This window comes from Nocardia sp. NPDC051990, assembly GCF_040680755.1.
Classification (GTDB): domain Bacteria; phylum Actinomycetota; class Actinomycetes; order Mycobacteriales; family Mycobacteriaceae; genus Nocardia.
Genome location: NZ_JBFAXH010000012.1, coordinates 92,275 through 118,616 on the forward strand (window position 1 = coordinate 92,275; position 26,342 = coordinate 118,616).

Annotated in this window: 23 protein-coding genes and 1 pseudogene; 9 read left to right on the forward strand and 15 right to left on the reverse strand. The window is 64.2% G+C overall.

Annotated features, from left to right (window positions below; all coding sequences use genetic code 11):
- Window positions 1-249: 249 nt before the first annotated feature.
- The 3 genes from AB0L63_RS21760 to AB0L63_RS21770 all read right to left on the reverse strand — a co-directional run bounded on the left by AB0L63_RS21760 (window position 250) and on the right by AB0L63_RS21770 (window position 5,279).
- Complete coding sequence (locus AB0L63_RS21760; RefSeq protein WP_364503696.1) at window positions 250-1,179, reverse strand: DMT family transporter; 930 nt, start codon at window positions 1,177-1,179, stop codon at window positions 250-252.
- Window positions 1,180-1,474: 295 nt separating this feature from the next.
- The gene (locus AB0L63_RS21765) at window positions 1,475-3,154 is read right to left on the reverse strand and encodes a cutinase family protein (RefSeq protein ID WP_364503699.1); all 1,680 of its coding nucleotides are present in this window, start codon (window positions 3,152-3,154) and stop codon (window positions 1,475-1,477) included.
- 841 nt (window positions 3,155-3,995) lie between these two features.
- Window positions 3,996-5,279: an MFS transporter gene (locus AB0L63_RS21770; protein ID WP_364503702.1), complete on the reverse strand. Its 1,284-nt coding sequence runs from the start codon at window positions 5,277-5,279 to the stop codon at window positions 3,996-3,998.
- Window positions 5,280-5,385: 106 nt separating this feature from the next.
- Between AB0L63_RS21770 and AB0L63_RS21775 the strand changes: the two genes are divergently transcribed.
- From AB0L63_RS21775 to AB0L63_RS21785, 3 genes and pseudogenes are all read left to right on the forward strand, one after another.
- Window positions 5,386-6,312, forward strand: coding sequence for a LysR family transcriptional regulator (locus AB0L63_RS21775; RefSeq protein ID WP_364503705.1), 927 nt, complete (start codon window positions 5,386-5,388; stop codon window positions 6,310-6,312).
- A gap of 336 nt (window positions 6,313-6,648) precedes the next feature.
- Entirely contained in the window at window positions 6,649-7,500 is an 852-nt protein-coding gene (locus tag AB0L63_RS21780) for a helix-turn-helix domain-containing protein (RefSeq protein ID WP_364503708.1), read from the forward strand.
- Between the two features lie 259 nt (window positions 7,501-7,759).
- Window positions 7,760-8,521, forward strand: a pseudogene (locus AB0L63_RS21785) (alpha/beta hydrolase).
- Window positions 8,522-8,727: 206 nt separating this feature from the next.
- On the opposite strand, the gene dnaB reads toward AB0L63_RS21785, so the two are convergent.
- From dnaB to rpsF, 5 genes are all read right to left on the reverse strand, one after another.
- Window positions 8,728-10,110, reverse strand: coding sequence for a replicative DNA helicase (dnaB, locus tag AB0L63_RS21790; RefSeq protein ID WP_063042630.1), 1,383 nt, complete (start codon window positions 10,108-10,110; stop codon window positions 8,728-8,730).
- A 708-nt stretch (window positions 10,111-10,818) separates the two neighbouring features.
- Window positions 10,819-11,271, reverse strand: a complete 453-nt coding sequence (rplI, locus tag AB0L63_RS21795) for a 50S ribosomal protein L9 (RefSeq protein WP_364503712.1) — start codon at window positions 11,269-11,271, stop codon at window positions 10,819-10,821.
- Between the two features lie 16 nt (window positions 11,272-11,287).
- Window positions 11,288-11,539 carry a 30S ribosomal protein S18 gene (rpsR, locus tag AB0L63_RS21800; RefSeq protein ID WP_040697505.1) on the reverse strand — a complete coding sequence of 84 codons (252 nt, stop codon included), beginning with the start codon at window positions 11,537-11,539 and terminating at the stop codon, window positions 11,288-11,290.
- Window positions 11,540-11,629: 90 nt separating this feature from the next.
- Window positions 11,630-12,160, reverse strand: a complete 531-nt coding sequence (locus tag AB0L63_RS21805; protein ID WP_364503715.1) for a single-stranded DNA-binding protein — start codon at window positions 12,158-12,160, stop codon at window positions 11,630-11,632.
- An 84-nt stretch (window positions 12,161-12,244) separates the two neighbouring features.
- On the reverse strand, window positions 12,245-12,532 hold the full coding sequence (gene rpsF / locus AB0L63_RS21810) for a 30S ribosomal protein S6 (RefSeq protein WP_364389867.1): 288 nt from the start codon (window positions 12,530-12,532) through the stop codon (window positions 12,245-12,247).
- A gap of 301 nt (window positions 12,533-12,833) precedes the next feature.
- Between rpsF and AB0L63_RS21815 the strand changes: the two genes are divergently transcribed.
- Entirely contained in the window at window positions 12,834-14,225 is a 1,392-nt protein-coding gene (locus tag AB0L63_RS21815; RefSeq protein WP_364503718.1) for a hypothetical protein, read from the forward strand.
- 170 nt (window positions 14,226-14,395) lie between these two features.
- Here AB0L63_RS21815 and AB0L63_RS21820 read toward each other — a convergent pair whose 3' ends face one another.
- From AB0L63_RS21820 to AB0L63_RS21830, 3 genes are all read right to left on the reverse strand, one after another.
- A complete protein-coding gene (locus tag AB0L63_RS21820; protein WP_364503721.1) occupies window positions 14,396-15,013 on the reverse strand; it encodes a Tellurium resistance in 618 nt (205 codons plus the stop codon).
- A 78-nt stretch (window positions 15,014-15,091) separates the two neighbouring features.
- The gene (locus tag AB0L63_RS21825; protein WP_364503724.1) at window positions 15,092-16,201 is read right to left on the reverse strand and encodes a DUF475 domain-containing protein; all 1,110 of its coding nucleotides are present in this window, start codon (window positions 16,199-16,201) and stop codon (window positions 15,092-15,094) included.
- A gap of 211 nt (window positions 16,202-16,412) precedes the next feature.
- Window positions 16,413-16,988, reverse strand: coding sequence for a TerD family protein (locus tag AB0L63_RS21830; protein ID WP_364503727.1), 576 nt, complete (start codon window positions 16,986-16,988; stop codon window positions 16,413-16,415).
- Between the two features lie 272 nt (window positions 16,989-17,260).
- Between AB0L63_RS21830 and AB0L63_RS21835 the strand changes: the two genes are divergently transcribed.
- The 5 genes from AB0L63_RS21835 to AB0L63_RS21855 are packed head-to-tail and all read left to right on the forward strand — an operon-like array spanning window position 17,261 to window position 23,075.
- Window positions 17,261-18,385, forward strand: a complete 1,125-nt coding sequence (locus AB0L63_RS21835; RefSeq protein WP_364503935.1) for a hypothetical protein — start codon at window positions 17,261-17,263, stop codon at window positions 18,383-18,385.
- Window positions 18,386-18,434: 49 nt separating this feature from the next.
- Window positions 18,435-19,646 (forward strand): HpcH/HpaI aldolase/citrate lyase family protein, encoded by a 1,212-nt coding sequence (locus AB0L63_RS21840; RefSeq protein WP_364503730.1) that lies wholly within the window; start codon window positions 18,435-18,437, stop codon window positions 19,644-19,646.
- A complete protein-coding gene (locus AB0L63_RS21845) occupies window positions 19,643-21,067 on the forward strand; it encodes a phosphoribosyltransferase family protein (protein WP_364503733.1) in 1,425 nt (474 codons plus the stop codon). The genes AB0L63_RS21840 and AB0L63_RS21845 overlap by 4 nt, the downstream gene beginning before the upstream one ends.
- A gap of 50 nt (window positions 21,068-21,117) precedes the next feature.
- Complete coding sequence (locus AB0L63_RS21850; protein WP_364503938.1) at window positions 21,118-22,233, forward strand: cysteine protease StiP family protein; 1,116 nt, start codon at window positions 21,118-21,120, stop codon at window positions 22,231-22,233.
- On the forward strand, window positions 22,233-23,075 hold the full coding sequence (locus tag AB0L63_RS21855) for an HAD family hydrolase (RefSeq protein WP_364503736.1): 843 nt from the start codon (window positions 22,233-22,235) through the stop codon (window positions 23,073-23,075). The genes AB0L63_RS21850 and AB0L63_RS21855 overlap by 1 nt, the downstream gene beginning before the upstream one ends.
- 120 nt (window positions 23,076-23,195) lie before the next feature.
- On the opposite strand, the gene AB0L63_RS21860 is transcribed toward AB0L63_RS21855, so the two are convergent.
- From AB0L63_RS21860 to AB0L63_RS21875, 4 genes are all read right to left on the reverse strand, one after another.
- On the reverse strand, window positions 23,196-23,954 hold the full coding sequence (locus tag AB0L63_RS21860) for a hypothetical protein (protein ID WP_364503739.1): 759 nt from the start codon (window positions 23,952-23,954) through the stop codon (window positions 23,196-23,198).
- A gap of 105 nt (window positions 23,955-24,059) precedes the next feature.
- Window positions 24,060-24,827: an AIM24 family protein gene (locus AB0L63_RS21865; protein ID WP_364503742.1), complete on the reverse strand. Its 768-nt coding sequence runs from the start codon at window positions 24,825-24,827 to the stop codon at window positions 24,060-24,062.
- A gap of 3 nt (window positions 24,828-24,830) precedes the next feature.
- On the reverse strand, window positions 24,831-25,559 hold the full coding sequence (locus tag AB0L63_RS21870) for an AIM24 family protein (protein WP_364503745.1): 729 nt from the start codon (window positions 25,557-25,559) through the stop codon (window positions 24,831-24,833).
- A gap of 11 nt (window positions 25,560-25,570) precedes the next feature.
- Complete coding sequence (locus AB0L63_RS21875) at window positions 25,571-26,194, reverse strand: AIM24 family protein (protein WP_364503748.1); 624 nt, start codon at window positions 26,192-26,194, stop codon at window positions 25,571-25,573.
- Window positions 26,195-26,342: the final 148 nt, after the last annotated feature.

Below are 26,342 nucleotides of genomic sequence, written 5' to 3' on the forward strand. Positions count from 1 at the left end.
GGCATGCGACGCAGCCGTCGGGCGAGCTGCACAGCGGTATCGCAGGTGCCGAGCAGCTCGGCGCCGCCGCGACAAGGACTCTGTAGGAACACATTTCGTCGAAACCCACCGGGGTCGACATGGCCGCAGTGAAGGCGATCAACACCGCGATGGCGGCGAACGCGGGCGGCCGAGGCGGATCGGCTGCGCGCGGTGCTGTTGCAGATCATCGGCGGTGCCGGTCTGACCTTCAGTGCCGACTGAGAACGCTCAGGATTGGGTGACCGGCGCTGCGACCGGTTCCTCGACGGCGCGGGCGCGGGCGGTGCCGAGGATCGAGCCGAGAATGACCAGCGGGAAGCCGATGCCCATACCGATAGTCAACGGCTCGTCCATCAGGGTCACACCGAGCAGGATGGCTACCGCGGGATTGATATAGGTGATGACCGTGGCGCGGGCTGGGCCGACCTCGCTGATCAGCGCGAAGAAGATCAGGAAAGCCGCGACGGTGCAGATCACGGCCAGTCCGAGCACCGACCATGACGCATCTGCGGTGAAATGCGTGGGCCGACGCAGTGCGGTGAACGGTGTGTAGATCACCGTCGCGAGAATCAGTGATCCGGTGACCACACCGAGCGGCGGCAGATCGGCGAGCGCGCGATTGATGACGATCGGGCCGATGGCGTATCCGATGGTCGTCAACCCGATGGCGCCGATGGCGGCGGGCTGGGTCAGATCGATGTCGAAGCCGATCAGTGTCGCCACACCCGCGAATCCGATGACCAGGCCGATGGTGCGGCGCGCGTCGAAGCGATCGTGTGTGAAAGAGTGCGCAGGCCACAACTTAGCGCCGAGGCCCTGAACGGGTTTGGACAGAATCACCATTCCGATCAGCGGAACCGCGGCGAGCAGTAGCCCCACCGTCGAACTGTTCAATGTGGTCTCCGCGTACCCGATCAGCAACCAAGGCCCACTGATTTCGACCAGGGTGTACAGCAGCAGCGGACGCCAGCGCCGGAACACCGGTGCGAGGGCTCTGGTGTAGAGCGCGATCGGCAGCAGGATCAGCGAACCGAGGAAGGTCCGGCCGAATGCCACCACGACCGGATCGAAATCCTCGACCGCTATGCGGATCATCGCGTAAGGCACGCCCCAGATGACACCCATCGCCAGAAACAGCACCCACCCACGCTGCGTCATCGCTTCACCATCTCACCAGCCACCTGCTCACTTCCGATCGAATCGGAGCCTATACGAATACATCCCGTCACGGATGGCTGGAAGCCGCGCGGCGAATCAGCACAACGCGACCGCCCGCCGCCCGGCATTGTGGGACGTGCTCGTGCAGGTGGTCGGCTTGCGCAACGGCTCCGGCGTCGCCATCCAACGCCTCGACCGCTGGGAGCTCGGCCGACCTGCTATGGCGTTGTCCGACAAGGGATGTCGGCGCGAGCCCGCCACGGCGGCAGCCGTGCGGACCCGCGCTCCTGGTCGATCAGGGGTGACTAGTGGTCGGGGTCGTGGATTGCGTTGTCGTGGTGGTGGGTTCGGTGGTGGTCGGCTGCGGGGCCTGAGTCGTCGTGATCGTCGAAGTCGATGGTGTCGTCACTGCCGGAGTGGTCGTCGGCGGCGTCGTGGTTGTCGGTGATGTCGTGGTCGTGGTCGTCGGTGATGTCGTGGTCGTCGGCTGGCTCTTGACGTCCGTCTTTGCGGTGGTCGTCGGTGCCGTGGTCGTGGTCGTGGTCGTGGTCGTGGTCTTGTTTGGTTCGGTGGTCTTGGTCGTCGAGGTCGCTGCCCGGTAGGCGGCGGCGAGATCGGCCGACTCCGGCTTGGCGGTCTTGTCGACCGGTTGCCCCGCCTGCGCCTGCTTCGCCAGATGGGTGAGCCAGGCGGCCGCGTACTCGGCCGATGTCAGCGGCTTACCGTTGTCCGGGTTGGCGTCGCGCCAGTAGTCGAAGTGGTGACCGGTCGCATTGGGGCCGAGCGTGAGCTGGTAGGGATCGCTCATGATCACCGGGATGGTGTTCTGGTTCGTCACGATCAGACCGACGATCTCGTTGAACACCTTCTGCGGCAGATAGGCCAGCGGCGACATCTCGTTGGTCGAGATCGATTCCGCCTTGGCCGGAGTCTTCGGCGTCTGCCCCGGCTTGTATTCCGGATCCGAAACCCTCAGCAGCACTTGAAGAAACGTTTCATCGCTCTGCATCCAGTTCGGCTGCGACTGGATATCCGCGAATGCCGCCATCGCGATTCGGCCGAGGACAACGGCGACGTCCTGTCCGGTCGCCGGGGTGAGCCCGTCGCGTTCGAGTACGTCGACATTCAACTGCCTGCCCACATTCACCGCCAGCTGCAGCAGTGAAATGTTCTGCGGCGCCGAGCACGTGAGATCGCCGTCGGAGCAGAACGACGCGATCTTGCCGTTCAGCGCACCGAAGTCGCCGCTGGTACCGGGCAGTGCGCCCTGGCCCGACGCGGTATTCCTACCGTTCTGATACCTCTGGTCGAAACCGTCGGGATTGCTGTACGGATCCTTCGCGCCTGGGAACGGACCCTCGCCCGCCGAACGTCCGGCGTCGGCGAGGATGACGACACCGACGACATCGGCCGGATCGACGATGCCGTAGCCACCATCCTTATCGGCGGCCTGATGGCCGATCGTCTTGGCGACGCGGCGCACCACATCGGCGCCCTCGCTGTAGCCGACGATGGAGAACTTGGTATCCGGGCAGGCCTGGGCGATTTCCCGCATCACCTGTTCGGTATTCGCGACGCCTGTGTTGACGGCATCCTCGTAGGTGTCCATATTCGCCGGATACGCGATGTAGACGGCGGCATACGAGCCGGGATCGACAGCGTTGGCCGGTGCGTTGACCACCGGATCGACCCATTGGCTGCTGTGATCACCGGACAGCGCCGCGGGCAATGCGTTGCCATTGGCATCGACCAGCATCTTCGTGGTCGCGGCGTCCGGCGTATCCCGACGGCCGGCGACCGATATGGTCACCATGTCGTGACACTCCGTGACGGACGCCCGCAGGCGTGTATCGACGGTTTCGTGCGTCGATGTCAGTGCCACGGACGCGGCGACAAGCGCCGCCACCCCCAATGCCGCGGGCGCGACGACGGCCGAAGCCATTCGATGGCGCGCGAAGAACTCCCGAAGAGCCATGTCCCGTTCCCCAATCCAAAAACCGACAAGTGGACGGACAAGGCCTCCCGACAGGCCATGCGTCTTGAAGAACGTCGGGCTCGAGGGCCGGATCGTTACACAAATGGTTACGATCCAGCCGAGTTATATATCACTATTCAACGGCACGCTCGATATAATTACGCTATTTAACGACATGGTCGCTGTGGTGGTTCCGTGCCGTCAGCGCCGATCCGCTCACAAAGTGGGCGCGCCGGCCGGTCGACTGCTCAACCAGCGTCCCGGCGGCCAGATAGAGGCCATATCGCTGCTGCGCGGCGAGCCCGTGCGGATATTCCCGTCCCAGGTCAGACCTGTCAGGCCCACGGCGGCTTTGTTTTCACTGGGCTCATTTCGTCGGCACGGAAATCCGCTGGGCGCTATCGAATCCGGCGACCATTGTCGCGTATCTGGATGGATGTGGGCCGCCAATTCTTCGCCCGCTACGGCCCATCCGCCTGATTCTGTACTGGGGTTCGCATCTTCCGGGCCCTGGACAGGTTCTGATCGCTCATCGCGTGCAATGGCTCGGTACGGCTCCAGCGATTGTATTCGCCAATTCAACTGGGTGTGTCAGTTGCGGGTGGTGGGCGGCTCCAGCGATCGTGCTGAATTCGGTTCGGGGCGAGAGTGATTCGAGCGGGGCCGGAGTGAGCGGGTCCGCGCTTCCGGTGATCACGTGCACCGGTCCGAGATATTGCGCGAGCTTGGTGGCGAGTTCGCTGCGCCAGCAGGTCCGAAACCGCTCGGTTGCCAACTCGATCGCCTGCTCCCCGAGCTGCCCCTCCGGAAAGTGGAAGTACAACGACAGCGTGATGAACGCCTACACGTCGCCGGAGAGAACCGCCTCTTCATTCGACGGAATCGGGCCGGTCGGTTCGGGCGTCGCGACCTGCCGCGGCAGCAGGAACGGCGTGCCGAGAAGCAGCACCCCAGCCAGCGCAATAGCCGCCCGCGGACTGCTGAACTGTGCCAGCAGACCCCACAGCACGGTGAGGGCCGCGATGCTGATGCTGGTGGTGATAGACCACGCGGCGAGGACCCGGGCTCGGCGATCGGCAGCGGTGTTGTTCAACCGATAAGTGGCGAGGACAGGGCTGAATATGCTCGCGCAGATGATCAGCCCGAACTCGGTAACCATCACGGTCACCAGCCCGATCCAGCCCGGCTGGACGAACGCCAGTCCAAGGGGCCAGCAGGCACGCAGCGTGCCGAAGACCCGCAGCACCGTTGATTCGCCGAAGCGGGCGGCGACGCGACGAGCCAGTCGCGACCCGATCAGGCCACCGATACACGGAACGGCGAATGCCAGCCCGTACTCCCAGACCGGGAACCCCAAATGGGCGAGCATCAGTACCGACAACAGCGGCTCCGCGGCCATGATCAGCCCGTTGACCAGCATGGTGTTGACGAAGAACCGACGCAGCGTGTGATTGGTGAGGATGTAGCGCCACCCCTCTGCGATGTCGCTCCACCGACGCGTTGGGGCCGTCCTCGGCTGCGGGGGCTGCTCGGCTCCCCCGATCGCGGCGATGCCGAGCGCCGAGAGGAGGTAGCTCACCGCATCGACGACAACGGTGGTTACCGGCCCCAACAGTCCGATGGCGGCGCCCCCCACCGGCGGTCCGATGACCGTGGCCGACCACGTGGTGGACTCGAAACGACTGGTGGCCACCAAAAGCCCGTCGGCGGGGACGATGGTCTTCAGGTATGCGCCACTGGCGGCGGTGAACGCGATCTTCGCCGCCGCGGTGACGATGGCGACCACCAACAGTTGTGCGAACGACAACGCACCCAGACCGTAGGCGAGCGGTATGGACGCCAACGCTGCGAAGCGGATCAGGTCCGTTGCGATCATGACCGGTCGCTTGGTGCGAAACTCCATCCATGGCCCGAGCGGGACCGCCAGCAGCGCGCCGATCGCGAGCCCGGATGCCGACAAGGCCGCGACTTCCGCCGAACTAGCGTTCAAGACGGTAATGGCAACTACCGAAAACGCTCCGAACCCGAGACCGGTCCCGTAGGCGCTGACCGCATAGGCGGCCCACAACCACCCGAACGCTCGACCCAGGTTCGCGCTCCGCCACATATTCAGCACCCGCTTCACATCCCGTCTGTTGTCCGGGAGATTGAAGCCGGTTGACGGGTGCCGGCACCAACAACGAATCACACGGAGTGTCACAACTTTTCGTTGTGGGAGTAGGTTTGCGCGCGTGGATTTCGATGTGGTTCGTACCTTCGTCGCGGTTGCCGAGACCGGCCAGTTCCAAGCCGCAGCCGACGATCTGGGCATCAGCCAGCAGGCCGCGTCCAAACGAGTGGCCACGCTGGAGCGTGAACTCGGCGTTCAGCTTTTCGCGCGGATCGCCAGGGGGGTGCGGCTCACCGTCGATGGGCAAGCATTGCTACCGCATGCCCGTGAACTTCTCCGTGCCGCCGAACGCGCCACAGCGGCTGTGACACCGGGACGCAGGGCCCTGCGGATCGATGTCGTGAGCCGCAGGATCGCACCCTCCGGTGTCCTTTACGCCTTCTACCAGCAGCACCCCGATATCGAGCTCGATGTCATCGCCCTGGCCAACGCAGACGCGGAGTCGGCGCTGGCCGAAATCAGTGCCGGCACTGTCGATGCCACCTTCAGATCGCTACGCGGCCGCAAGGTTCCGGACGGACTGCGGTCCGCGCGAGTGATCGACGACCGGCACGAACTGCTGGTCGGCCCACGACACCCATTGGCGAACGCCAAGACCGTGACGTTGGCCGAACTCACCGATCACCCCATCTGGATGCCCGGCATGTCCGACGCCGAACCGATCGGCTACTACCACGATCTGGCGACCGGGTTCGGACTCACCATCGACACGATCGGGCCGATGTTCGGCGTCGAAGCGCTGCTCGCCGAACTCGCGGACTCGACCCAACTCGCCACCTTCGTCTGCGAAGGCTCCCGATACCTCTGGCCGGAAAGCTACGACCTGCGCCGAATCCCTGTCGTCGACCCCACTCCGGTCTACCCGCTCTCGGTGATCTGGCGAGCAGACAATCCGCACCCTGTCCTCGCAAACTTCCTCGACTACCTCCGGGCCAGATACGAGACGACGTCCAGCGACGACGTCTGGACCCCGGACTGGGCACGCTGAAACGCTATCCGAAGAAGTCGTACAGGGGAGCGCGACAAGATCGGGCTGTTCCTCGGCGAGATAGTTGCCGCTGTCGGGGATCTCGATGGCACGCACGTCGGTTGCTCGCTCGGCGCGACTGCCGAGGATGTCGGGGGCGCGAAAAGTGCAGTGCGACAACGGGTATCGTCAGTTTCAGATACGACCGGCCGTCCTCGATGTCCTGCGCCCCGGGAAACCGACGCCGGTGCTCGATGGATACCTGCGGCAATCGCACCAACAAGCGCAACCCGCGGGCACGGGAGATGCCTACGTCGGCACGGCCGATCGGCCGGCCACCGCTCGTAACATGGTGGCATGCCTGTCGAGTCAGTTCGGGTCGCCGCGAGTGTGGTCGATATCGCGGTCCCGTCCAGGGCGGGCGGTCTGCCGGGGGTCAGCATGGCCGGGTTCCGCGGTTACGCGGATGGCCTCGTCGATTTTCAGATGGTTCCGTATCCAGCGCTCACGATATTCATCGATTTCGGTGACGCACTCCTCATCGATGGCGTCAGCGGTGACCGCAAGCGCGGCAGCATCGTCGTGGGTCTGGCCCCGTGCAGCTTTCGCGGATGCGGACGAGACGTCGATCTACTACAGATACGGCTGTCGCCGGTGATCGCCCACGCGGTGTTCAGCGTCGGTTCGGAACTGGGCGGGGCGGCGGTCGCCCTCGCGGATCTTTGGGGGCCCGAAGCCCGGCGAATCCAGCAGCAGCTGCACGCGGCCGGGTCGTGGGACGACCGGTTCGCGATCGCGCAGTCCGCGATCGCTCGGCGGCGTGCGGCGGGCCGGGCAGTTGATCCCGAGGTCGCATTCGTGTGGGGGCAGATGATGCGGAGTCGAGGGCGAGTGCGGGTCGAGCGGCTGGCCGACGAGGTCGGATGGAGCCGTAAGCGGCTGTGGTTCCGGTTCCGAGACCAGATCGGTCTCACGCCCAAGCACGCCGCACGGCTGGTCCGTTTCGACCACGCGGCGCACCGCCTCGCCGCAGGGCACAGCGCCGCCCTGGTAGCGGCGGATTGCGGCTTTGCCGATCAGTCACACATGCATCGGGATGCGATGGCCTTTGCCGGGATGACGCCAACGGCCGTGGCGGAGGCGCCGTGGCTCGCGGTCGACGATATCGCATGGCCTACCACGAAGCAGGCACTCCCACTCGAAGGCTGACCACCGGGCGGAACATTTCGCCAAGACACCCGGCGATGCGTCGGCGCATGCTGCGGTCATGTTCGGAAAAGCTCCGCTGGGTACCCGCTTCCTCCGGGACACCGTGGACTGGGAGGCCCTGACCGACGATCAATTGATCGCCGTGCGTGCGAAGACCAACCGCATGGCATCGTCTCGCCTCGCGCGAATCGTCACCGGCCTGCCGGACCGTCGTGCCAGCATTACGGAAACCACGATCGATCTTCCCGGCCGCTGTCTGATGCTCCGGGTCCACCGCCCGAAGAACGCGGACCGAACGTTGCCGCTGATCGTCTCGTTCCACGGTGGCGGTTTCATCGCGGGGACCGCCGCGCAGAACGACTGGCTCAACAGCCACCTCGCGGCCTGCTGCCCGGCGGTGGTCGTATCGGTGGAATACCGTCTCGCCCCGCAACACCCGCTGCCCTAGCCGATCGAGGACGGCTACGACACGCTCGTCCGGCTCGTCGAAGACTCCATCGATTGGGGCATCGACCCCGCAGCCGTCGCGGTCATGGGTGAGAGCGCGGGCGGGATGATCGCCGCGCTCATTGCGTTGCGTGCCCGCGAAGACGGCCCGCCGCTCCGCACCCAGGTGCTGAACTACCCGGCCACGGACTGGACCGAGACCATGACCGCCTACCCCTCGATCGCGGAAAACGCCGATAACCCAACGCTTTCGCTGTCTCGATTGCGCACCGGTCGCAAGCTGAGCCTGCCGCCGACACTCGACCCGCGCACCGTATCTCCGCTCAAATTCGAGAATCTCGCCGATCTGCCACCGACACTGGTCGTCACCGCCGCGCTGGATCCGGTGGCCGACCACGGCCGCCGGTATGTCGAACGGCTTCGCGCGGACGGCACCAATGCCCGTCTGAGCTGCTACCCGAAGGCCACCCACACTTTCCTCAGTTTGCCCGGCCTGGTCCCGGCCGCCCGACCCGCGCGCCGCGAGATCCTCGCCTTCCTGCGCGACTGTTTGCAAGGCGGCAGCAATCAGTGAGAACTCATCGGATCTGCGCCGCCGCCCGGGTGACTACGTCGACGGAAACTTCCGGGTGCTTCCCGCACGCTGGCCAGCCGTGATATTTGCCACGATAGTTCGGCAAAGCGCCATTTTTCCAGAATTCAATCGCGATTGTCCGATTTGAAAGAAGAAACCTGACGTGCGGTTCCATTCGTTGAACTATCCGGGCTGTGAGAAGAATGTCAACCGCGGGCCATATCCACAAACCGGCTCAAATGCAGTTGGTGCGCAACCGTAATCGTGGCAGTCGGACCGTTACGATGTTTACCCACGATGAGGTCGGCTTCACCACCGCGCGGGTCATCTCGCTCGAATGCGTCGGGCCGATGCAATAGGATGACCATGTCCGCATCCTGTTCGAGCGAACCGCTTTCGCGAAGGTCGGACACCATCGGACGCTTATCTGTTCGCTGTTCGGGACCACGGTTCAGCTGACTGATGGCGATCACCGGAACTTCGAGTTCTTTGGCGAGCAGCTTCAAATTTCGCGAGAAATCCGAGACTTCTTGCTGTCGAGATTCGACCTTTTTACCCGAGGTCATCAACTGGAGGTAGTCCACCACAACGAGTTTCAGATCGTGGCGCTGCTTGAGCCGCCGCGCCTTCGCGCGAATCTCCATCATGGTGAGATTCGGTGAATCATCGACGAACAGCGGCGCCTCGCTGATCTCACTCATTCGCCGCGCCAATTTCGTCCAGTCGTCATCACTCATTCGACCCGAACGCATATCGCCCAGTTTGATTTTCGCTTCGGCGGAAAGCAGGCGCATTACGATTTCCGTGCGACTCATCTCCAGCGAGAATATAACGCTCGCCAAGCCATGCTTAATCGAGCAACTCCGCATGAAATCCATTCCAAGGGTCGATTTCCCAACGCCAGGTCGTGCCGCGACGATGATCATTTGGCCGGGGTGCAGGCCGTTGGTGAGTTCGTCGAGTTCGGTGAAGCCGGTGGGGACGCCGAGGGAGATGCCGCCGCGGGAGGCAATGGAGTCGATTTCGTCCATCGTCGGCTGCAGGAGTTCCTCGAGTGGGAGGAAGTCTTCGGTGGTGCGGCGTTCGGTGACCTCGTAGACCTCGGCCTGGGCGCGGTCGACGACCTCGGCGATGTCCTGGCCGTCGGCGCCCGCGTAGCCGTATTGGACAATGCGGGTGCCTGCCTCGACGAGGCGGCGCAGAATCGCCTTCTCGGCAACGATTTCGGCGTAGTACCCGGCGTTGGCGGCGGTGGGGACGGTCTGGGTGAGGGTGACCAGATAGGGCGGGCCGCCGATGCGCTTGAGTTCGCCACGGCGGTCCAGACCCGCGGCGACGGTAACCGGGTCGGCGGGTTCGCCGCGGCCGTAGAGATCGAGGATCGTGTCGTAGACCGCTTGGTGGGCCGGGCGGTAGAAATCGCCGGGGCGCAGCACCTCGACGACATCGGCGATCGCGTCCTTGCTCAGCAGCATGCCGCCCAGCACGGACTGCTCGGCCGCCATATCGTGCGGGGGCTGCCTGCCGAAGTCCTCCCCGGGCGGTTCGGGCGGGTAGTCCGTATGCCCGCGGTCATCGGTGGTGGTCACCAGACTCGACCGTCCTCTCTCGCCACTTGCAGGCCGCTCGAAAACGCCTACCCGCCGACCCGACTGATCACTCGTTGTACTCCCGGGCTACGACACATTCGGCAGCGCACCGCGGTCGAGAGACCTCGCCGGCGGGCCTCACCTGCGGTTCCAGCAAACCGCCGTGACAGGTGCCGAATCATGCCGTTCCGGGTGGTGTGTGCATGATGCTGCGACGAACCTAGGCGACCCAACGGGCAGTCGCCAAACCGCACTGTGTACACACCTGTGGATAAGTTGGGGACTGTTTACCCGATGTTGTGCACCCCCTGTGTACAACTTGGGGAAAACCCAGGTCGCGCGGCTCAAACACGCTGATAAATATCGATTTCTTGATTTATCCACGTGTGGATGAATGAAGCGTCGGCGTGTCGGTTTAGTTGAACAGCCGGGCGTGTTGGGGGTGAACAGCGCGTTCGGCAGATATGGCGTGGATCACATTGCGTCCGGTTGGTTTTCGCGGCGATCCACAAGCTGAATAACCGGTGGTAGAGCCGATAGCGGCGAGCCGCGGAGAATGGTCCGGATCACCGTTCCGGCCATTTCGCAAACTTTGGGCTATTTCGGCGCGGGGCATAGTTCGCCCAGGCAGCGACCACACAGTGGATCGATGCCGCACGGTCGAAGGCCACCCTTGTGCCGAAGCGCAAGAGTGGCCTTCGAAGGACCTCAGTTCGCGGCGACCTGCAGGTCGAACTTCGCGACCACATCGGGGTGCAGGTGCACCACGACGTTGTGCTTGCCAACCGTCTTGATGTGCGACTTCGGCAGCTCGATGCTGCGCTTGTCGACAATCGGCCCACCGGCCGACTTGATGGCGGTGGCGACATCGGACTGGGTGACCGAGCCGAATAGCTTGCCGGTGCCCGCGGTCTTGACCGACAGCGAAACCGACTCCAGGCCCTCGATGGCCTGCTTCAGCTCATTGGCGTGATCCAGGTCGCGCACCTTGCGCGCGTCCTGCGCCCGACGGATGCCCTCGACCTGCTTCTGCGCGCCACGGGTGGCGACGATCGCCAGGCCGCGGGGCAACAGGTAGTTGCGGCCGTAGCCGTCCTTGACCTCCACGGTGTCACCGGGGGCACCGAGGTTGTCCACATCAGCAGTAAGAATCAACTTCATTGCGATGCCTCCCTTCTCAGCGAGCCGTCGACACGTAGGGCAGCAGGGCCACCTCACGCGAGTTCTTCACGGCAACGGCGACGTCGCGCTGGTGCTGCACGCAGTTGCCGGTGACCCGGCGAGCGCGGATCTTGCCGCGATCACTGACGTACTTCCGCAGCAGGGCGGTGTCCTTGTAATCGATATTGACGGTGCCGGACTTGGCTTCCTTGCAGAAGGTGCAAGCCTTCTTCTTCAGCACCTTTTCGCGCGCGGGCGCTTTAGGCATGGTTACTCCGTAATCAATGATGGGCTGATCGTTTCGAGCGACCGGCAAGCAGTCGCTACGAGAACAGATTCAGGCCGATGTGAGCCGTTCTCAGAACGGCGGTTCGTCGTCTACGCGGCCGCCCCCGAAGGAGCCCGCCGCGGGTGCGCTGCCCCACGGGTCGTCGCCGGCGCCGGAACGGCTGCTGCCGCCACCGCCGGTCGGAGCGAAGTTGCCACCGCCGCCACCGGAACCGAAGCCGCCGCCCCCGCCGCCGCGGCTGGCCTTGGCGACCTTCGCGGTGGCGTAGCGCAGCGAGGGACCGACCTCGTCGACCTCGAGCTCGACGACCGTGCGCTTCTCACCCTCGCGGGTTTCGTAGGAGCGCTGCTTCAGTCGTCCGCTCACGATCACCCGAGCGCCTCGGGTCAGGCTTTCGGCGACATTCTCCGCAGCTTCACGCCAGATGTTGCAGCGCAGGAAAAGCGCTTCGCCGTCTTTCCATTCATTCGAATTACGGTCGAACACGCGGGGAGTCGATGCGACGGTAAAATTCGCCACCGCAGCGCCCGCGGGCGTGAATCGAAGTTCGGGATCAGCCGTCAAGTTTCCGATGACGGTGATGACCGTGTCGCCTGCCATGTGGTTCCTCCTGCTCGGTATGCAGTCCGCAGTGCACTCGCTTTTGCGTTAGAGCCTAGAGACAGGCACCGACGCAAACGAGGGTCACTTGCCGTGGCGCAGAACCTTGGTGCGCAGCACCGACTCGTTGAGACCCAGCTGGCGGTCGAGCTCGCTCACGGTGGCGGGCTCGGCGGTCAGATCGACCACGGCGTAGATGCCTTCGGCATGCTTGGCAATCTCGTAGGCGAGCCGGCGGCGGCCCCAGATGTCGACCTTGTCGACCTTGCCGCCATCGGTCTTGACGACGCTCAGCATGTTGTCCAGCGACGGACCAACAGTGCGCTCGTCCAGGCTCGGATCGAGGATGACCATCACTTCGTAATGACGCACGGACCAATCACCTCCTGTGGACTAGGAAACGGCCACGGACGGTCCGTGGCAGGAGGGTCGTTGCGTCAGCAACCCGACAAGGCTACATGAACGCCCGTTGAGCAGCGAAAGCTCCCCACGATTACCTTCGCAACATCTGATTTCACAGGCACTTGGGTAACTCGCCGGGTTCGTCGAGCACTCGACCCAACGACCGACCACCGGCCCGCAACGACTATCGAGGCTCCTACGACCGGCAAAAGGCTCGGGGAGGCGGGGGAGCCGTGGGTGCGGTCTGCCTCCGCCACCTAGTCTTGACGTCATGTCGACCCGACCGGCCGCCGGCGACGTGATCGCGGGCCGCGTGCAACGCACAACAACGCTGGCCGCGGTGGTGGTGTTGCTGTGCGGGTTCACGTTGGCGCTCGCGTATGCGAACAAGGCGCGGTGTGCGGGTGCGCCGTTCGTCGAGAACGGTCGCAGTGCGATCTTCGATGTGATCAAGGATTCGGATGTCTGCTATTCCGATATCCAATTCCTGTGGCTCGGGCGCGACATCGATCAGCACGTCTTTCCGTACCTCGACGGCGGCATTACCGATGACGGCACGCTGACCGGTGGCGCGGTCGAATATCCCGTGCTCAACGGCCTGCTGATGTGGCTCGGTGCGGTCGGCGCCGATAACGACGCGGAATTCCTACTGCATTCGGCACTGCTGCTGGCGCCGTTCGCCTTGTTGACCGCGTTGCTGCTGGTCCGGCTGGCCGGGCGGGCGGCGCTGCTGTGGGCGGCGGGGCCGCCGCTGGTGCTCTACGCATTCCACAACTGGGAGCTACCCGTGGTCTGCATGGCGGTCGCCGCGGTGTACGTGGTGACCGCCATGCCCCGATATTCATTGCGTACCAGGGGAATTCTGGCCGCCGTACTGCTCGCTGTTGGTTTCTGCCTCAAGCTGTATCCGGGCATTTTTGTGCTGCCATTGCTGGCCTATGTGCTCACCGGCGGTCCGCGCGATAAGTATGATCGGACGCCGACGCGGTTCGATGTGCGCGGTGCCTTGCTGACCGCCGGTGCGGCCATCGGCACGGTGGTCGTGGTGAATCTGCCGTTCGCACTTGCCGGTTACGACGGCTGGCGCGCATCGATTACCTTCCAGCAATTGCGCCAGGCCGATATCACCACGAATTCCATTTGGTACTGGGGACTTCGGCAGCTGTTCGCGCAGGATGCCCATGGCGAGAACGCATTTCAGCACGCGGTCTCGATCATTTCGCCGACGCTGGTGCTGACCTCCTTCGCGCTGGCAATGTGGTTGGGCTGGAAGCGATTCACGATGACCGGTACCTTCCCGTGGATCGGGGTCAGCGGCGCGATGCTGTGCGGATTCCTGCTGTTCCACAAGGTGCATTCGCCGCAGTACACCCTGTGGTTGGTGCCGTTCATGGTTTTGCTCGAGGTGCCGTGGGCGGCGATCGGCGCGTATCTGATTGCCGATGCCGCGATCGGGATCGGCGTATTCCGGTATTTCTATTCGATCGGATCCGGCAACTCGGTCGATTCGATGGAGAACGTCGTGCAGTTCGGCGTCTGGGGACGCGCCGCCCTTCTAGTGGTGTTCTTCTTCCTGTTCGTGCGTGCGGTGCCGCGCGGATTTCGACCGGAACCGCCGCCGATACCGCGGTTCGAACCCGGCAGCCTCGTCCCGGTGGCCTAGTACCGAATTCCACCCGCTCCACCCACGGGTGCTGCTGCGGTTGCCGTGATCCGCGCAGAGTTATGCCATGACCTCGCAGAACGCCGCCGCCGGACTGCTCGGCAAGGTGTTCGCATCGTGTTGTCCGGCGCCCGTGGTCGAGCAGCGCGGGCCAGTGCCCATGCGCTGAATTACTTCCTGGCGGCGTGCCATGTCATGCCCCAGTTGTACGCCTCGTCGAGCGCGCTCTGCGCACCATTGATGTAGTTCACTTCGCGGTGCACGGTGATGCCTGTGCCCTGATTCTGCAGCAGCGCGATCGCACAGGACCGCGCACCGTCCACCGGGGAGTCCAGCCGGACTTCGATCTGCGGACCGGAGGTGGGGTACAGCGTCGCCACCCCGTCGGCCGCGGCCCAGTTCGGTACGCCCTCGTAGATGAAGGCGAAGATCAGAATGCGCCGGAACACCTCGGGCCGAGCGAGATTGATATGCATATTCTCGCCGCTGGCCGACGCGCCGCTGCGATCGTCACCCTCGAGCAGGATGAACGGTTCGGATTGCAGCGAACCGAAGTTATTGCCGATGGCCTGCACCACACCCTTGGCGCCACTGGACAATTCGTACAGGCAGCCCAGGTCCAGATCGACCGCCTTGGAGCGGCGGAAGAAGCCCTTGGGACCACTGGACCAGTTCAGGTTGACCCGCATGGTGCCCTGCTGATCACCGGGTTTGGTGAGGATGATGCTCGGCGTGGCCTTCGACAAGGTCACCTTGGACCGGTTCACGCCCGGAGTTTCGTTCGACATCGCCATCCCCCTTGGGAAAGAGAAGCGGCAGCGGCTGGAGGCCGCTGCCGCTCGAGTTCTTGGGCTATCCGCCGGAATTCAGGCTACCGGGGTGACCTCTCGCGCGGTCTCCACTTCGGGGGTGTCCTCGCCCCGATTCCGAATGATGCTGGTAATGAACGCCGCGCCGATGAACGCCACGCCCACGAGACCGGTGACGAGCTCGTTGACGTGCACGCCGATCGAGACGAACAGGATGACCGCCAGCGCGCCGATCGCCCAGTGCGCGCCGTGCTCCAGATATACGTACTCCGACAGCGTGCCCTTGCGCACCAGGTACACAGTGATCGAACGGACGAACATGGCGCCGATCAGACCGAGGCCGAGCGCGATGATGATCGGGTCGGAGGTGATGGCGAAGGCGCCGATGACACCGTCGAAGGAGAACGACGCGTCCAGCACCTCGAGGTACAGGAACAGGAAGAATGCCGCCTTGCCCGCGGCCTTGACCAGCTGGGACGGCCCGCCGTCCGCGGATTCCTCGAACTCCTCGGTGTGGAACAGCGAACCGAGCCCGTCCACCACGATATAGGTGATCATGCCGAGCAGACCGGCGACCAGGACGGTGGCGCGCTCTTCGTCGCCCGCGATGAATTCCGCGGTGAGCACCAGGCCGATGCTCGCGACGACCACCGAGAGCATGTCCAGCTTGCCGAGTTTGGCCAGCGGCTTCTCCAGCCAAGACAGCCAGGTGATTTCGCGTTCCTCGAAGATGAAGTTCAGGAACAGCAACAGCAGGAACATGCCACCGAACGCGGCGATCTGCGGATGCGCGTCGGTGAGCAGCTTCTCGTAGCTGGGGCTGCCGTCCGGGAAGACCAGCGCGTCATCGGCGGGCGGGTTCAGCGCCAGATCGAACGCCTTCACCGGGTTCAGGCCCGCGGTGATCCAGACGATCGCCAACGGGAAGACCAACCGCATGCCGAACACGGCGATGATCACGCCGACGGTAAGGAAGATCCGCTGCCAGAACTCGTTCATGCGCTCGAGTACGGTGGCGTTGATCACCGCATTGTCGAACGACAGCGAGACCTCGAGGATGCCGAGGATGGCGGCCAACGCCAGCGCCGTCGGCCCGCCGTACAGGAACGCCACGATGAGCGATACCACCGTGACAACGATGGACATGCCGAATATGCGCAAGACCACGCGGAGACCCTTTCCGTGCGGCGGTCGAATGCTTGTCCGAGCGCGCCATTGCCGATGTAACCCGAGGGCCGAATCAACCCGCGGTCGCATTGTTGGTTCCAGCGTGGTTGCGGAACCGTCGACTGTCCAACGGAGCGGCGGGGCGAATCGTTCCGCGGACGTGTGTACAGGGGGCTCCCGTCGCCGAGCCCCCTGTAATAAGCAGCACGTCTTAGACGTTCACACCGTAGTCACGGGCGATCCCCGCCAGACCCGAGGCGTAGCCCTGCCCGATGGCGCGGAACTTCCACTCGGCGCCGTTGCGGTACAGCTCGCCGAAGACCATGGCCGTCTCGGTCGAGGCGTCCTCGGACAGGTCGTAGCGGGCCAGCTCGGTGCCGTTGGCCTGGTCGACAACGCGGATGTAGGCGTTGCGCACCTGGCCGAAGGACTGCTGACGGGTGTCCGCGTCGTAGATCGACACCGGGAAGAAGATGCTCTCGATCGTCGGCGGCGTGTTGGCCAGATCGACCTTGATCACCTCATCGTCGCCTTCACCGTCACCGGTCAGGTTGTCACCGGTGTGCTCGATGGTGCCCTCGGGCGACTTGAGGTTGTTGAAGAAGATGAAGTGCTTGTCGGACACGACCTTCTTGTCCGCACCGGTCGCGATCGCACTGGCATCGAGATCGAAGTCGGTGCCGGTGGTCGTACGAATATCCCAGCCGAGCCCGACGGAGACAGCGGTAAGGTTCGGCGCCGCCTTCGTCAGCGAGACATTGCCGCCCTTGGACAAACTGACACCCATGCGGGGTTCCCTTTCATTAGACGTCTGTGTTTCCCAGCACTGTCCGAATCGCCGGGTACGCCATACGACAGTAGTAGGTTTCGGCAATCTTGCGTAGGAAGTGGTGCATCCCTCGGGGAACCGGAACATCTCGTTCGCTTGGGCCGAGCCGAGGCGTGTACACCGCCTAACATCGGGGCGTGGCAGGCCGTAGACATGGATGGTTCCGGTCGTCCGGGCGCAATGAATGGATTGCACAGGCTCGGTCGACGGTGGCGGCCGCGTTCCTGGATATGGATCGGCGGCAGAGCGTCGCCGAGGCGGCTGTGCACGCCAGTGAACAGGTGTTCCCGGAGCGACGGATGGGCGCGAAATGGGAACCCGTGCGCAGCAGGTGCTATGACGCAGCGGGCGCGTATCTGACGTTCACCGAGGAAATGGATAACGCCGAGCGCGACGACACGTCGATACCGCAGGGGCCGGCACGAGTGGATCCGCTGGCGCGGCAGTTGGCCGACGCGGCCCGTGCTGTCGACGAGTTCTATCACGGTAATCAGTCCCAGCTCGAACAAGCCGTCGCGGTGCTCGGCACGGTGCCGCAGTTCGCGCAGCAAGTGAAGATCGTGGCGGCGGGCGTGCGCGGGCAGGCCGCCGAATCCGAATACGCTGGCTACCCCTCGGTGCGTCAGCACGCGGCGGCGGTGGATGAGTCGCTGCTCACACTGGAGGCGCTTGGTTCCGAGGTGCCCGCCGCGCACATCCGGGAGGCCGCCAACCGCTTGGAATCGGCGACGAAAGCTTTGGTAGAAGCCTTGGCGCAGGCGCCATCTCGGGCCGTGGCGGCGGCCAACGCGATCACCTCGGTTGGCACCAGATTGGCCGCGGTGCGCACCCGTGGCGACCGGCTGGCACCGGCCTACTCGGAGTTGCTCCGGGAGTTCAATGCTGCGAGTTCGGCGGATCTGGCTAACAATGGGCAGGAAAGTCAACGGGCCATCGAGGCCGCGGACGCCGCCCTGGTGCGGGCGCGTGTGGCGGCGGCCGAAAACAATCCGGAGTCTGCGCTTGATCTGACCACATCCGCACGGGGGTACCTCACCGAGGCCGAACAGTTGATCGACGCTGTCACCAAACGGCTGACATTGCTGCGCGAGGTCCGTGAGAATCCGCAAGAGAGGGCCAAGGCCGTACGATTTCGGCTGCGGGACGCACAAATGCTCGCGGTGAGCCGCGGGCTCGTCGGCGAATGGGGATCTGTGCTCGATGCGCAGGTGGACCGGATCGATCGAATCACCGAAAACCTGTCGGGACGACACCCCGACTACTGGGCCTACGTGGCCGAATTGGATACCGTCGCGGAATTCGTTGGCGGGGTAGTGGATCGAATGAGAAAACAAGCAGGACCACGACGAGAATGAGACCAGGGTTTATGCGGCCACCGCTATTAGGGATGAGGACAGCGAAGCGATGACCGCGGGCATCGTCGTCCGGCAACAGGTCTCCCTGCGAAAGCAATTGCCACTGCGCCATTTTCGCCAGTTGCATGGCCCGGAGGCGCGGCACCTGTTCCATCGACAACCGGAACCGTTCGGCGATGAGGCCGACCGGGAAATTCTGGCGATCGCGCTCGGCGCCACGCTGTATGCGCCCGCGACTCGTCATGATCTCGCCTTGACGATAAGTAAGCGCGCCGCGCGTGGCGTGTGTTCGATGGTCATCGATCTCGAGGATGCGGTCGCCGATCACGAGGTGGAATGGGCCAAACAACAGGTCGTCGCGACGCTGGATCTGCTTGCCGAGAGCGAGGATCCGAATCCGCTGCTATTCGTCCGGGTCCGCGATGCGGATACCGTGATCGAAATCGTCGAACAGCTCGGCGCCGGGGCCGCGGCACTGACCGGTTTCGTCTTTCCGAAATTCGACAGTGCGAGCGGTCCGAAATATCTCGCCGCGCTCGAGGTGGCCGCTGAGCGGCTCAGTAGGCCGGTCTACGGCATGCCCGTCCTCGAATCGCCCGCGCTGGTGCATCGCCAGACCCGGGATCAGGAGCTGACCCGGATCGCGACGCTTTTGGCCGAGCATCGGGATCGGATACTCGCGGTGCGTATCGGTGCGACAGATATGTGCTCGACCTTCGGTATTCGGCGGGACCGGGATCTGACCATCTACGACGTCCGGGTGGTCGCGGATGTCATCGCCGATATCGTGAACTACCTGGGGCGTTCGGACGGTACGGGTTTCGTGATCACCGGACCGGTCTGGGAATACTTCGCCGATCACGAGCGGATGTTCCGGCCGTTGCTGCGGACCGCGCCGTTCGAGGAGTCCGATGCGGTGCCGTTCCGCCGCTATCTGGTCAGTCGCGATTTGGACGGGCTACTACGTGAGATCACACTGGACCGGGCCAATGGGATCCAGGGCAAGACGGTCATCCATCCGTCACATGTGGCGGCCGTCCATGCGCTATCGGTGGTGACCCACGAGGAGTACTCGGATGCGCTGGACATTCTGCAGGTCGATGTCGGCGGGGTGGCGGCGTCCGGATATCGGAACAAGATGAACGAGATGCGGCCGCATCGCAGTTGGGCACGGCAGACCCTGCTGCGGGCCAGGGTTTTCGGTGTCGCGAAGAAGGGTGTTTCGTTCGTGGATCTGTTGACGGCGTTGGTGACTGAATGAGAATTGATCCCTGGGCGACAACGAATTTGGGTTTCGAGTTGCGGCACGAGCGGTCGCACGGTGGCGGATCGGTTGATGTGCTGCCCGCCGAATTGCCCATCGGCACCTTGATTCAACCCGGACTGCGGCGTAATCCACGCCGTGCGCACCTGTTGGTTTCGACGGTGCTCGGGAAACATCTGCCGACCGATCCGCGGGTGGTCCTCGGTGCGGGCAATCGACTAGGCGATCTGGTGCGTGACGTGCTGGGCGATCGTGAGGCCGTGGTGCTCGGATTCGCCGAGACCGCAACGGGTTTGGGGCACTGCGTGGCGGCCCGGATCGGAGCCGGATGCTATCTGCATTCGACCCGCCGCGAGGTGCCCGATGCGACTACCTTGACCGGCTTCGAGGAGGGGCATTCGCACGCCACCTCGCATCTGCTGCAGCCCGCGCCCGCGGATATCTTCGTCAACGATCTGCCGCTGGTGCTCGTCGACGACGAGATCTCCACCGGTGATACGGCGATCGATGCGGTGCGGGCACTGCACGCGTTCTCGCCGCGTTCGCATTATGTGCTGGCGTCGCTGGTGGATATGCGGACCGAGAGTGATCGGGCACGATTCGAGGCGGTGGCCGAGGAGTTGGGTGCGCGGATCGATACGGTGTGTCTGGCGTCCGGGCGTACTTCGCTGCCCGAAGATCTGGTCGAGACGGTGTCGTCGATGCCCGATCCGGAATTGAATCCCACTGCGGCGCAGCGTGGTTCGTTCGATCGAGTCGAGTTGCCGTGGCCTGCTTCGGTACCCGAGGGCGGTCGGCACGGGATTCTGCGGTCCGATACCGTCGCGTTCGAGGCGGCGCTCGCGCGGGCCGTGGCGGCATTGCGGGTTCGTCTCGCCGATGGTTTCGCTGGTCGGCCCGCGATTGTGCTCGGGCATGAGGAGTTGATGTACCTGCCGCTGCGGTTGGCGGCCGAGCTCGCCGATACGGGGATTCCGACGCGATTCCAGACGACGACTCGCTCGCCCGCGTATGTGCTGGATGAGCCGGGTTATCCGTTGCGGCGCGGATTTCGGTTCATCGCGCCCGAACCGGGTGAGGTGGAACCGCGGTATCTCTACAACGCGCACTGGATCGATGATGCGTACTTGGAGCTGCCGGCGCTGGACGAGGGGCCGGAGCTGAGCGAGGGGGCCGTGGATGATGCGGGACTGACGGAGGCCGCTGCTGTGCGTTCGGTCGCAGCCGGGCCGGTGCTGGTCGTCGTCATCGATACCCCAGCCGATACCGATGAACTGCTGGTCGAGGGCGGCCTGATCGATGTGCTGACCGCATCCGGTGACGATGTCGTCTTGGCAGTGCTGCCGGGCGCGGATCCGCGGCTGTTGCATGCCGAACGGACCGATGCCCCGTCGTCCGCCGAACCGAGCGTGTTGTGAGGTCGAACGCCGTGCCGGAATCGAATATGTCTGCGCGATCGGCCTTGGACCTGCCCATCCCGCTGCACGGCCCCGCCTTCGGATCGTATGCGGCCGAGGAAGTTTCCTGGCTGCTGAAGGACCTGTCCGACCTCGACCTCGAGGCCGATGTGGCCGAGCGGGAGCGCCGGATCCAATCCGGTGCCGCGCATTATGCGGAATCGCTGCCGATCGAATATCAGCCCGACGCGGCATATCGCTCGCTGTTCGACGAGGTGTTGGCCGAGAGTGCCGAGCGGCTCGCGCTCGCCGTGGCGACGGTGTCGGAACTCGTTGTCGCCGAACGTGGTACCGATATCGTGCTGGTCTCGCTGGCGCGGGCGGGTACGCCGGTCGGGATTCTCATGCGGCGGTGGTTGTGGTCGCGCGGGGCCCGTCTCGATGTGCCGCACTATGCGGTATCCATCGTGCGTGATCGTGGTATCGACACCGTCGCACTGGATTATCTTGCCCGGCACCATGATCCGGCGTCGGTGGTATTCGTGGACGGCTGGACCGGCAAGGGTGCCATCACGCGCGAACTCACCGAAGCGCTGGACGCCTACCACGCCGCGGGCGGTGCCCGATTCAATGACGAGCTCGCCGTGCTCGCCGACCCAGGATATTGTGTGCGCACCTACGGCACCCGAGACGACTTCCTGATCGCTTCCGCCTGCCTGAATTCGACAGTATCCGGACTGATTTCGCGCACCGTGCTCAATGACACGCTGATCGGCCCCGGCGATTTCCACGGTGCGAAGTTTTACCGCGAGCTGGCAGCCGACGATGTATCCGGCCGCCTGCTCGACACCGTGACCGCCGCCTTCGACGCGATCCGGGATCGCGTACCCGCCGAATTGGCCGCCGTGCGCGCCGACGACCGGATACCGACCTGGACCGGCTGGGCCTCGGTCGACAAGATGCGCGCGGAATACGGCATCACCAGCGTAAATTTCGTGAAACCCGGAGTCGGCGAAACGACTCGGGTGTTGCTGCGGCGGCTGCCGTGGCGGGTGCTGGTGCGTACGGCGGACGCACCAGAACACGCGCATATCCGTCTGCTCGCCGCGGCCCGCGGCGTCCCGGTCGAGGTCGTACCCGACCTGGCCTATTCCTGTATGGGATTGATCAAGGATGTGCAGCAGTAATGCATTTGCGAAAACTACGAAGACATGCGCTGATCGCTACCGATCTCGACCGGACAATGATCTACTCGCGCAACGCTTTCCACGCAGCCACCGACGTGCCGACGGTCTGTGTGGAACACCTCGAGGGCGCGCCACTGTCGTACATGACCACCACCGCCGCCTTGCGAATGCAGACCCTGGCCGAGCCCGCCGTCGTCATCCCCACTACCACTCGGACCATCAAGCAGTTCGAACGTATCCAATTGCCCGGCGCCCCTTGGCGGTACGCGATCACGAGCAATGGCGGGAACATCCTGGTCGACGGCGTGCCGGATATGCGCTGGCGCATCGATATCGACGCGCAGGTGCGCGCGAGTGGCGCGACGCTGTCGGAGGTGAATACCGAACTGCGTGCGCGCATCGATGATTCCTGGGTTACCAAATTCCGGGTCGCCGATCATCTGTTCACCTACGTGGTGGTGCAGCCCAAGGAAGTACCCGACGGCTTCCTTGCCGAATGGGATGCCTGGTGCCGCCCGCGTGGCTGGTCGGTTTCCCAGCAGGGCCGCAAGATCTACACGATGCCCCTGGTCGTCTGTAAGAGTCACGCGGTGCGCGAAGTCCGCCGCCGCCTGGTCGAAAGCGGCGAACTCGCCGCCGCGGCGGTGACTCTCGCGGCGGGTGACGGTGCACTCGACGCCGAGATGCTGCGTGCCGCGGACTCCGCCATCCGCCCGCGCCATGGCGAACTCGAACAACTCAACTGGACCCACCCCAACCTCACCATTACCCGCGCCTCCGGAATTCTGGCGGGCGAGGAGATCATCAATTGGTTCATCAAGGCCGCGCCGGACGCCACATAGCCGACCCTTTGGCGGAAATGGGGGCCTTCGCGGAGCGTTTCGGGCTGGTGTCGAAGTCCTGACGGCGGCACCCGACAGACCCGCGTCGGGTGGTCGACGAGAGGGCAATGCCGTGACCGGTCAGCGGTTGCGGGTGCGGTTGAGCCAGTCGAGGGCGTCGCGGAGGGTTGGGGAGTGGTCGAGAGCCGGTGGTTGGTAGGGGTGGGGATCGGCTGCGGCGGGGTAGGGGTCGGACTGATCGGATGCGTGGGGCTGGTTGAGATAATGATGATTCGATGCGGGGGGATAGAGCTCCGACTCGGTGCTGGGGTGGTTCGGGCGGGGTAAGGACGGATTCGTGGGGAAGGAGAGCTTCGGCGCGGATTGTGGCGGCGTTGCTCGGGGCGCGAAGTGGTCGAGTAGGGAGCTGGAGGTCCCCTTGTCGGGGGCGAATGGGACTCCGGTGGAGAGCGCGCGCAATCCGAGGGTCAGCATTTCGCCGACCATGCTGATGCCGATGGAGAGGGTGGTGGGGCGGGCGTCGTGGTGCATGCCCATGCTGGTGCCGAGAGCACTGATGGCGAACCCCGCGACCATCGAGACGGCCCAGACGATGACGGTCCGCACGGTATAGCGCTGCCACAGATGGCCGTCGCGGGTGAAGATGCCGATCGTGGTGCCGCGCAGCGCGCCGAAGGCGAGGCCGACGCCGCCGCTGATGATCAGCCAGATGACATCAGTGCCGTTGAGGTCGGCGACCTTGGTGAGGCTGTAGCCGCCGATCGCCAACAGGACGACCGGGGGGCCGAAGGTGTCGCGGGCGTTCATCGGTTCGCCATAGAACCGCTTTACCACCAGCGCGATGACCGCGACGATCGCGATCACGAGTCCGATACTCATAGTGCCTCCCAACATGATGTCTGCTGTTGGGAAGCTATTCGCCGATCCGGGCGTGCCGAGTCCGCCGAAAGGAGTACCTCGGGGATGATCCTCGGGTCATCCGGTTCAGTAATCGTGCTGCTGAGCGCCCAATTGCTGGGCGATGACGCCCTGCAACCGCTGCAGGCCGCCGACGCTCATACCGCTCTGCAGTTGCCCCTCGATGGTGCTGACCAGCGTGGAATCGCTGAGGATCTTCTCACTGGATTGGATGAGAACCGTTCCGGCCCCGGTGAAGTCGAATTGGCGCTCCTCACCGGAATTCACTCCGAAGCGCGCCGCACCGCTGGCCAGGAAGCCGGTGATCCAACGCTGGTCGTAGTGATGACTGGGCGACGGGCAATCCGCCCAGCCGACAAGGGCTTCCGGATCCACCCGCAGCGGCGGCTCGGCGAACATGACCGGGCCATTGGAGGAGGCCAGGAATTTGCCGGTGCCGATGAGGGTGAGAAATCCGGGGACGATGGACTGATTCAGCGACAGCCCCGGCTCGAAGGCGAGCAGATTGGCGGCGCGAACGGTGAGGTTGCCATTGTCCTCGAGGTCATAGGAATTGATGTCGTAACCGCGGTCGCCGATGATCAGCTTGCCGTGGCCCTCGGCGATCACATAGTCGCCGGTGAACAGTGGTGCGGAGAACTGCTGCGAGACCATATGCAGCAGGTCGCCCGGCAATCCGTGGGTGAGCATCTGGAACCGCATATCGCCGTAGTATGCGATCATCGCGCCCTTGCGCATGAACCACGGTTTGTTCAGGTCGATGCAGTAGGCGTAGCTGTTGCCCGGAATATTGTCGCTCTCACCGAGATTCAGCGGATTCAAAATTTCGGTCATGATTCACAACTTCTCTTCCGAGGCCTGCACATACACGACACCTTGTCCGAAGCAATGCAATTGCATCGCCTCTCCGGAACCGCGACCGACGGCATCGCGCCAGCTCAACGCCGTCTTCAACTCGGTCTGCACATTGCCATAGGCAGCGACGAAGGCCTGCGGATCCACCACGATCTGCCCGGAGGTCGGGAGGTTTCCCCCCGATGGACCCAGCGGGCCACCTACCGGCAGCTCCAGGAATCCGCCATGTGCGAGCAGCACCGCCGCCCCCTGTCCGGACAGCTGCGTGGTGAACATGCCCTGACCGGTAAGCGCACCGCTGGCGGCACCGCGCAGCGCACCCATCAGTCCACCGCCGCCACCGCCGCCCGAACTCATCACGGACACAATCGAACTCTGCAGCCCGGCGGTATTGGCCAGCAGTCGCGAGGCCTCGACACGCAGCACCGCACCGGGCTGCATCTGCACCACATGCACTTCCAGCCCGGCGAACCCATAGTGCACCTCGCCATTGCCGGTGGCCAGCATGGTGCGCTCGTGCTCACCGGCCATCATCCGACCGGCCATGCGCATGATGCCGCCACCGCCCATACCGGGTGCCGCTCCTGGAATCTGGTGCGGTGCAAAGGAAATATCGCCGGTGTAGAACAGCATCGCGCCGTTGCGCGCGACCACACCACCCGCCATCCCGGCATCGACTTTGACGACCTTACTGTTGACCTTCTCGAACATCGCTGGCCCCCTTATCGTTCCGCCGGCTGGATCAACACCAGGCCCTGACCGTCGAAGCGCAGCGAGAACGCCTCCCCGGCATCCTGGCCGACGAAGGTGCGCCACGAAACATCGGTCACGAAAGACTGATTGAGATTGCCCCGACAGGCCACGAAGGCATCCGGATCCACGATCAGCGGATACTGCGGCGAAACCTCCAGGTGGATCAGCGGCCCACCCGCCGAAAGCAGTGCCACCTGGCCCTGCCCGGTCACCGTGGTGGTGAACAGACCGGCACCCGATGACGCACCGCGCAGACCAGCGAAACGCACATCGGTGCGCAGGTTTCCGCCGAAGCACAGCAGCTGCTGCGATTCGACCTGCAGCGTCTCGTTATTCAGATTCACCACGCTGACGTACTGACCGTTGACCGCGAAGAAGACCCGGCCGTTGCCGCTGCATTCCATCAACGACAGTTTCTCGCCGGTGGCACGCCGCTTGAGTCCGGCGAGTACGCCGTCGCCGCCGCCGAAACCGGCCGACTTGAACTGCACATTTCCTTCGTAGGCGACCATCGAGCCGGAAATCGCGCGGATACTCGATCCGGCGAGGTGTGCCTCGATCACCTTTTTCGACTGCTCGAACAGTTGCGCCATAGGGGTTTGCCTGCTGTCTGGTAGGGGAACACGGGTATATCGCCCACCGTTCCGACCGCGTTTCGCCACCCTAACCGATCTTGCAACACTCGAATGAGCCACGGCGACCGACACTTCGGATCGTGTTCGGCACGTTTCTCGTAGAGTG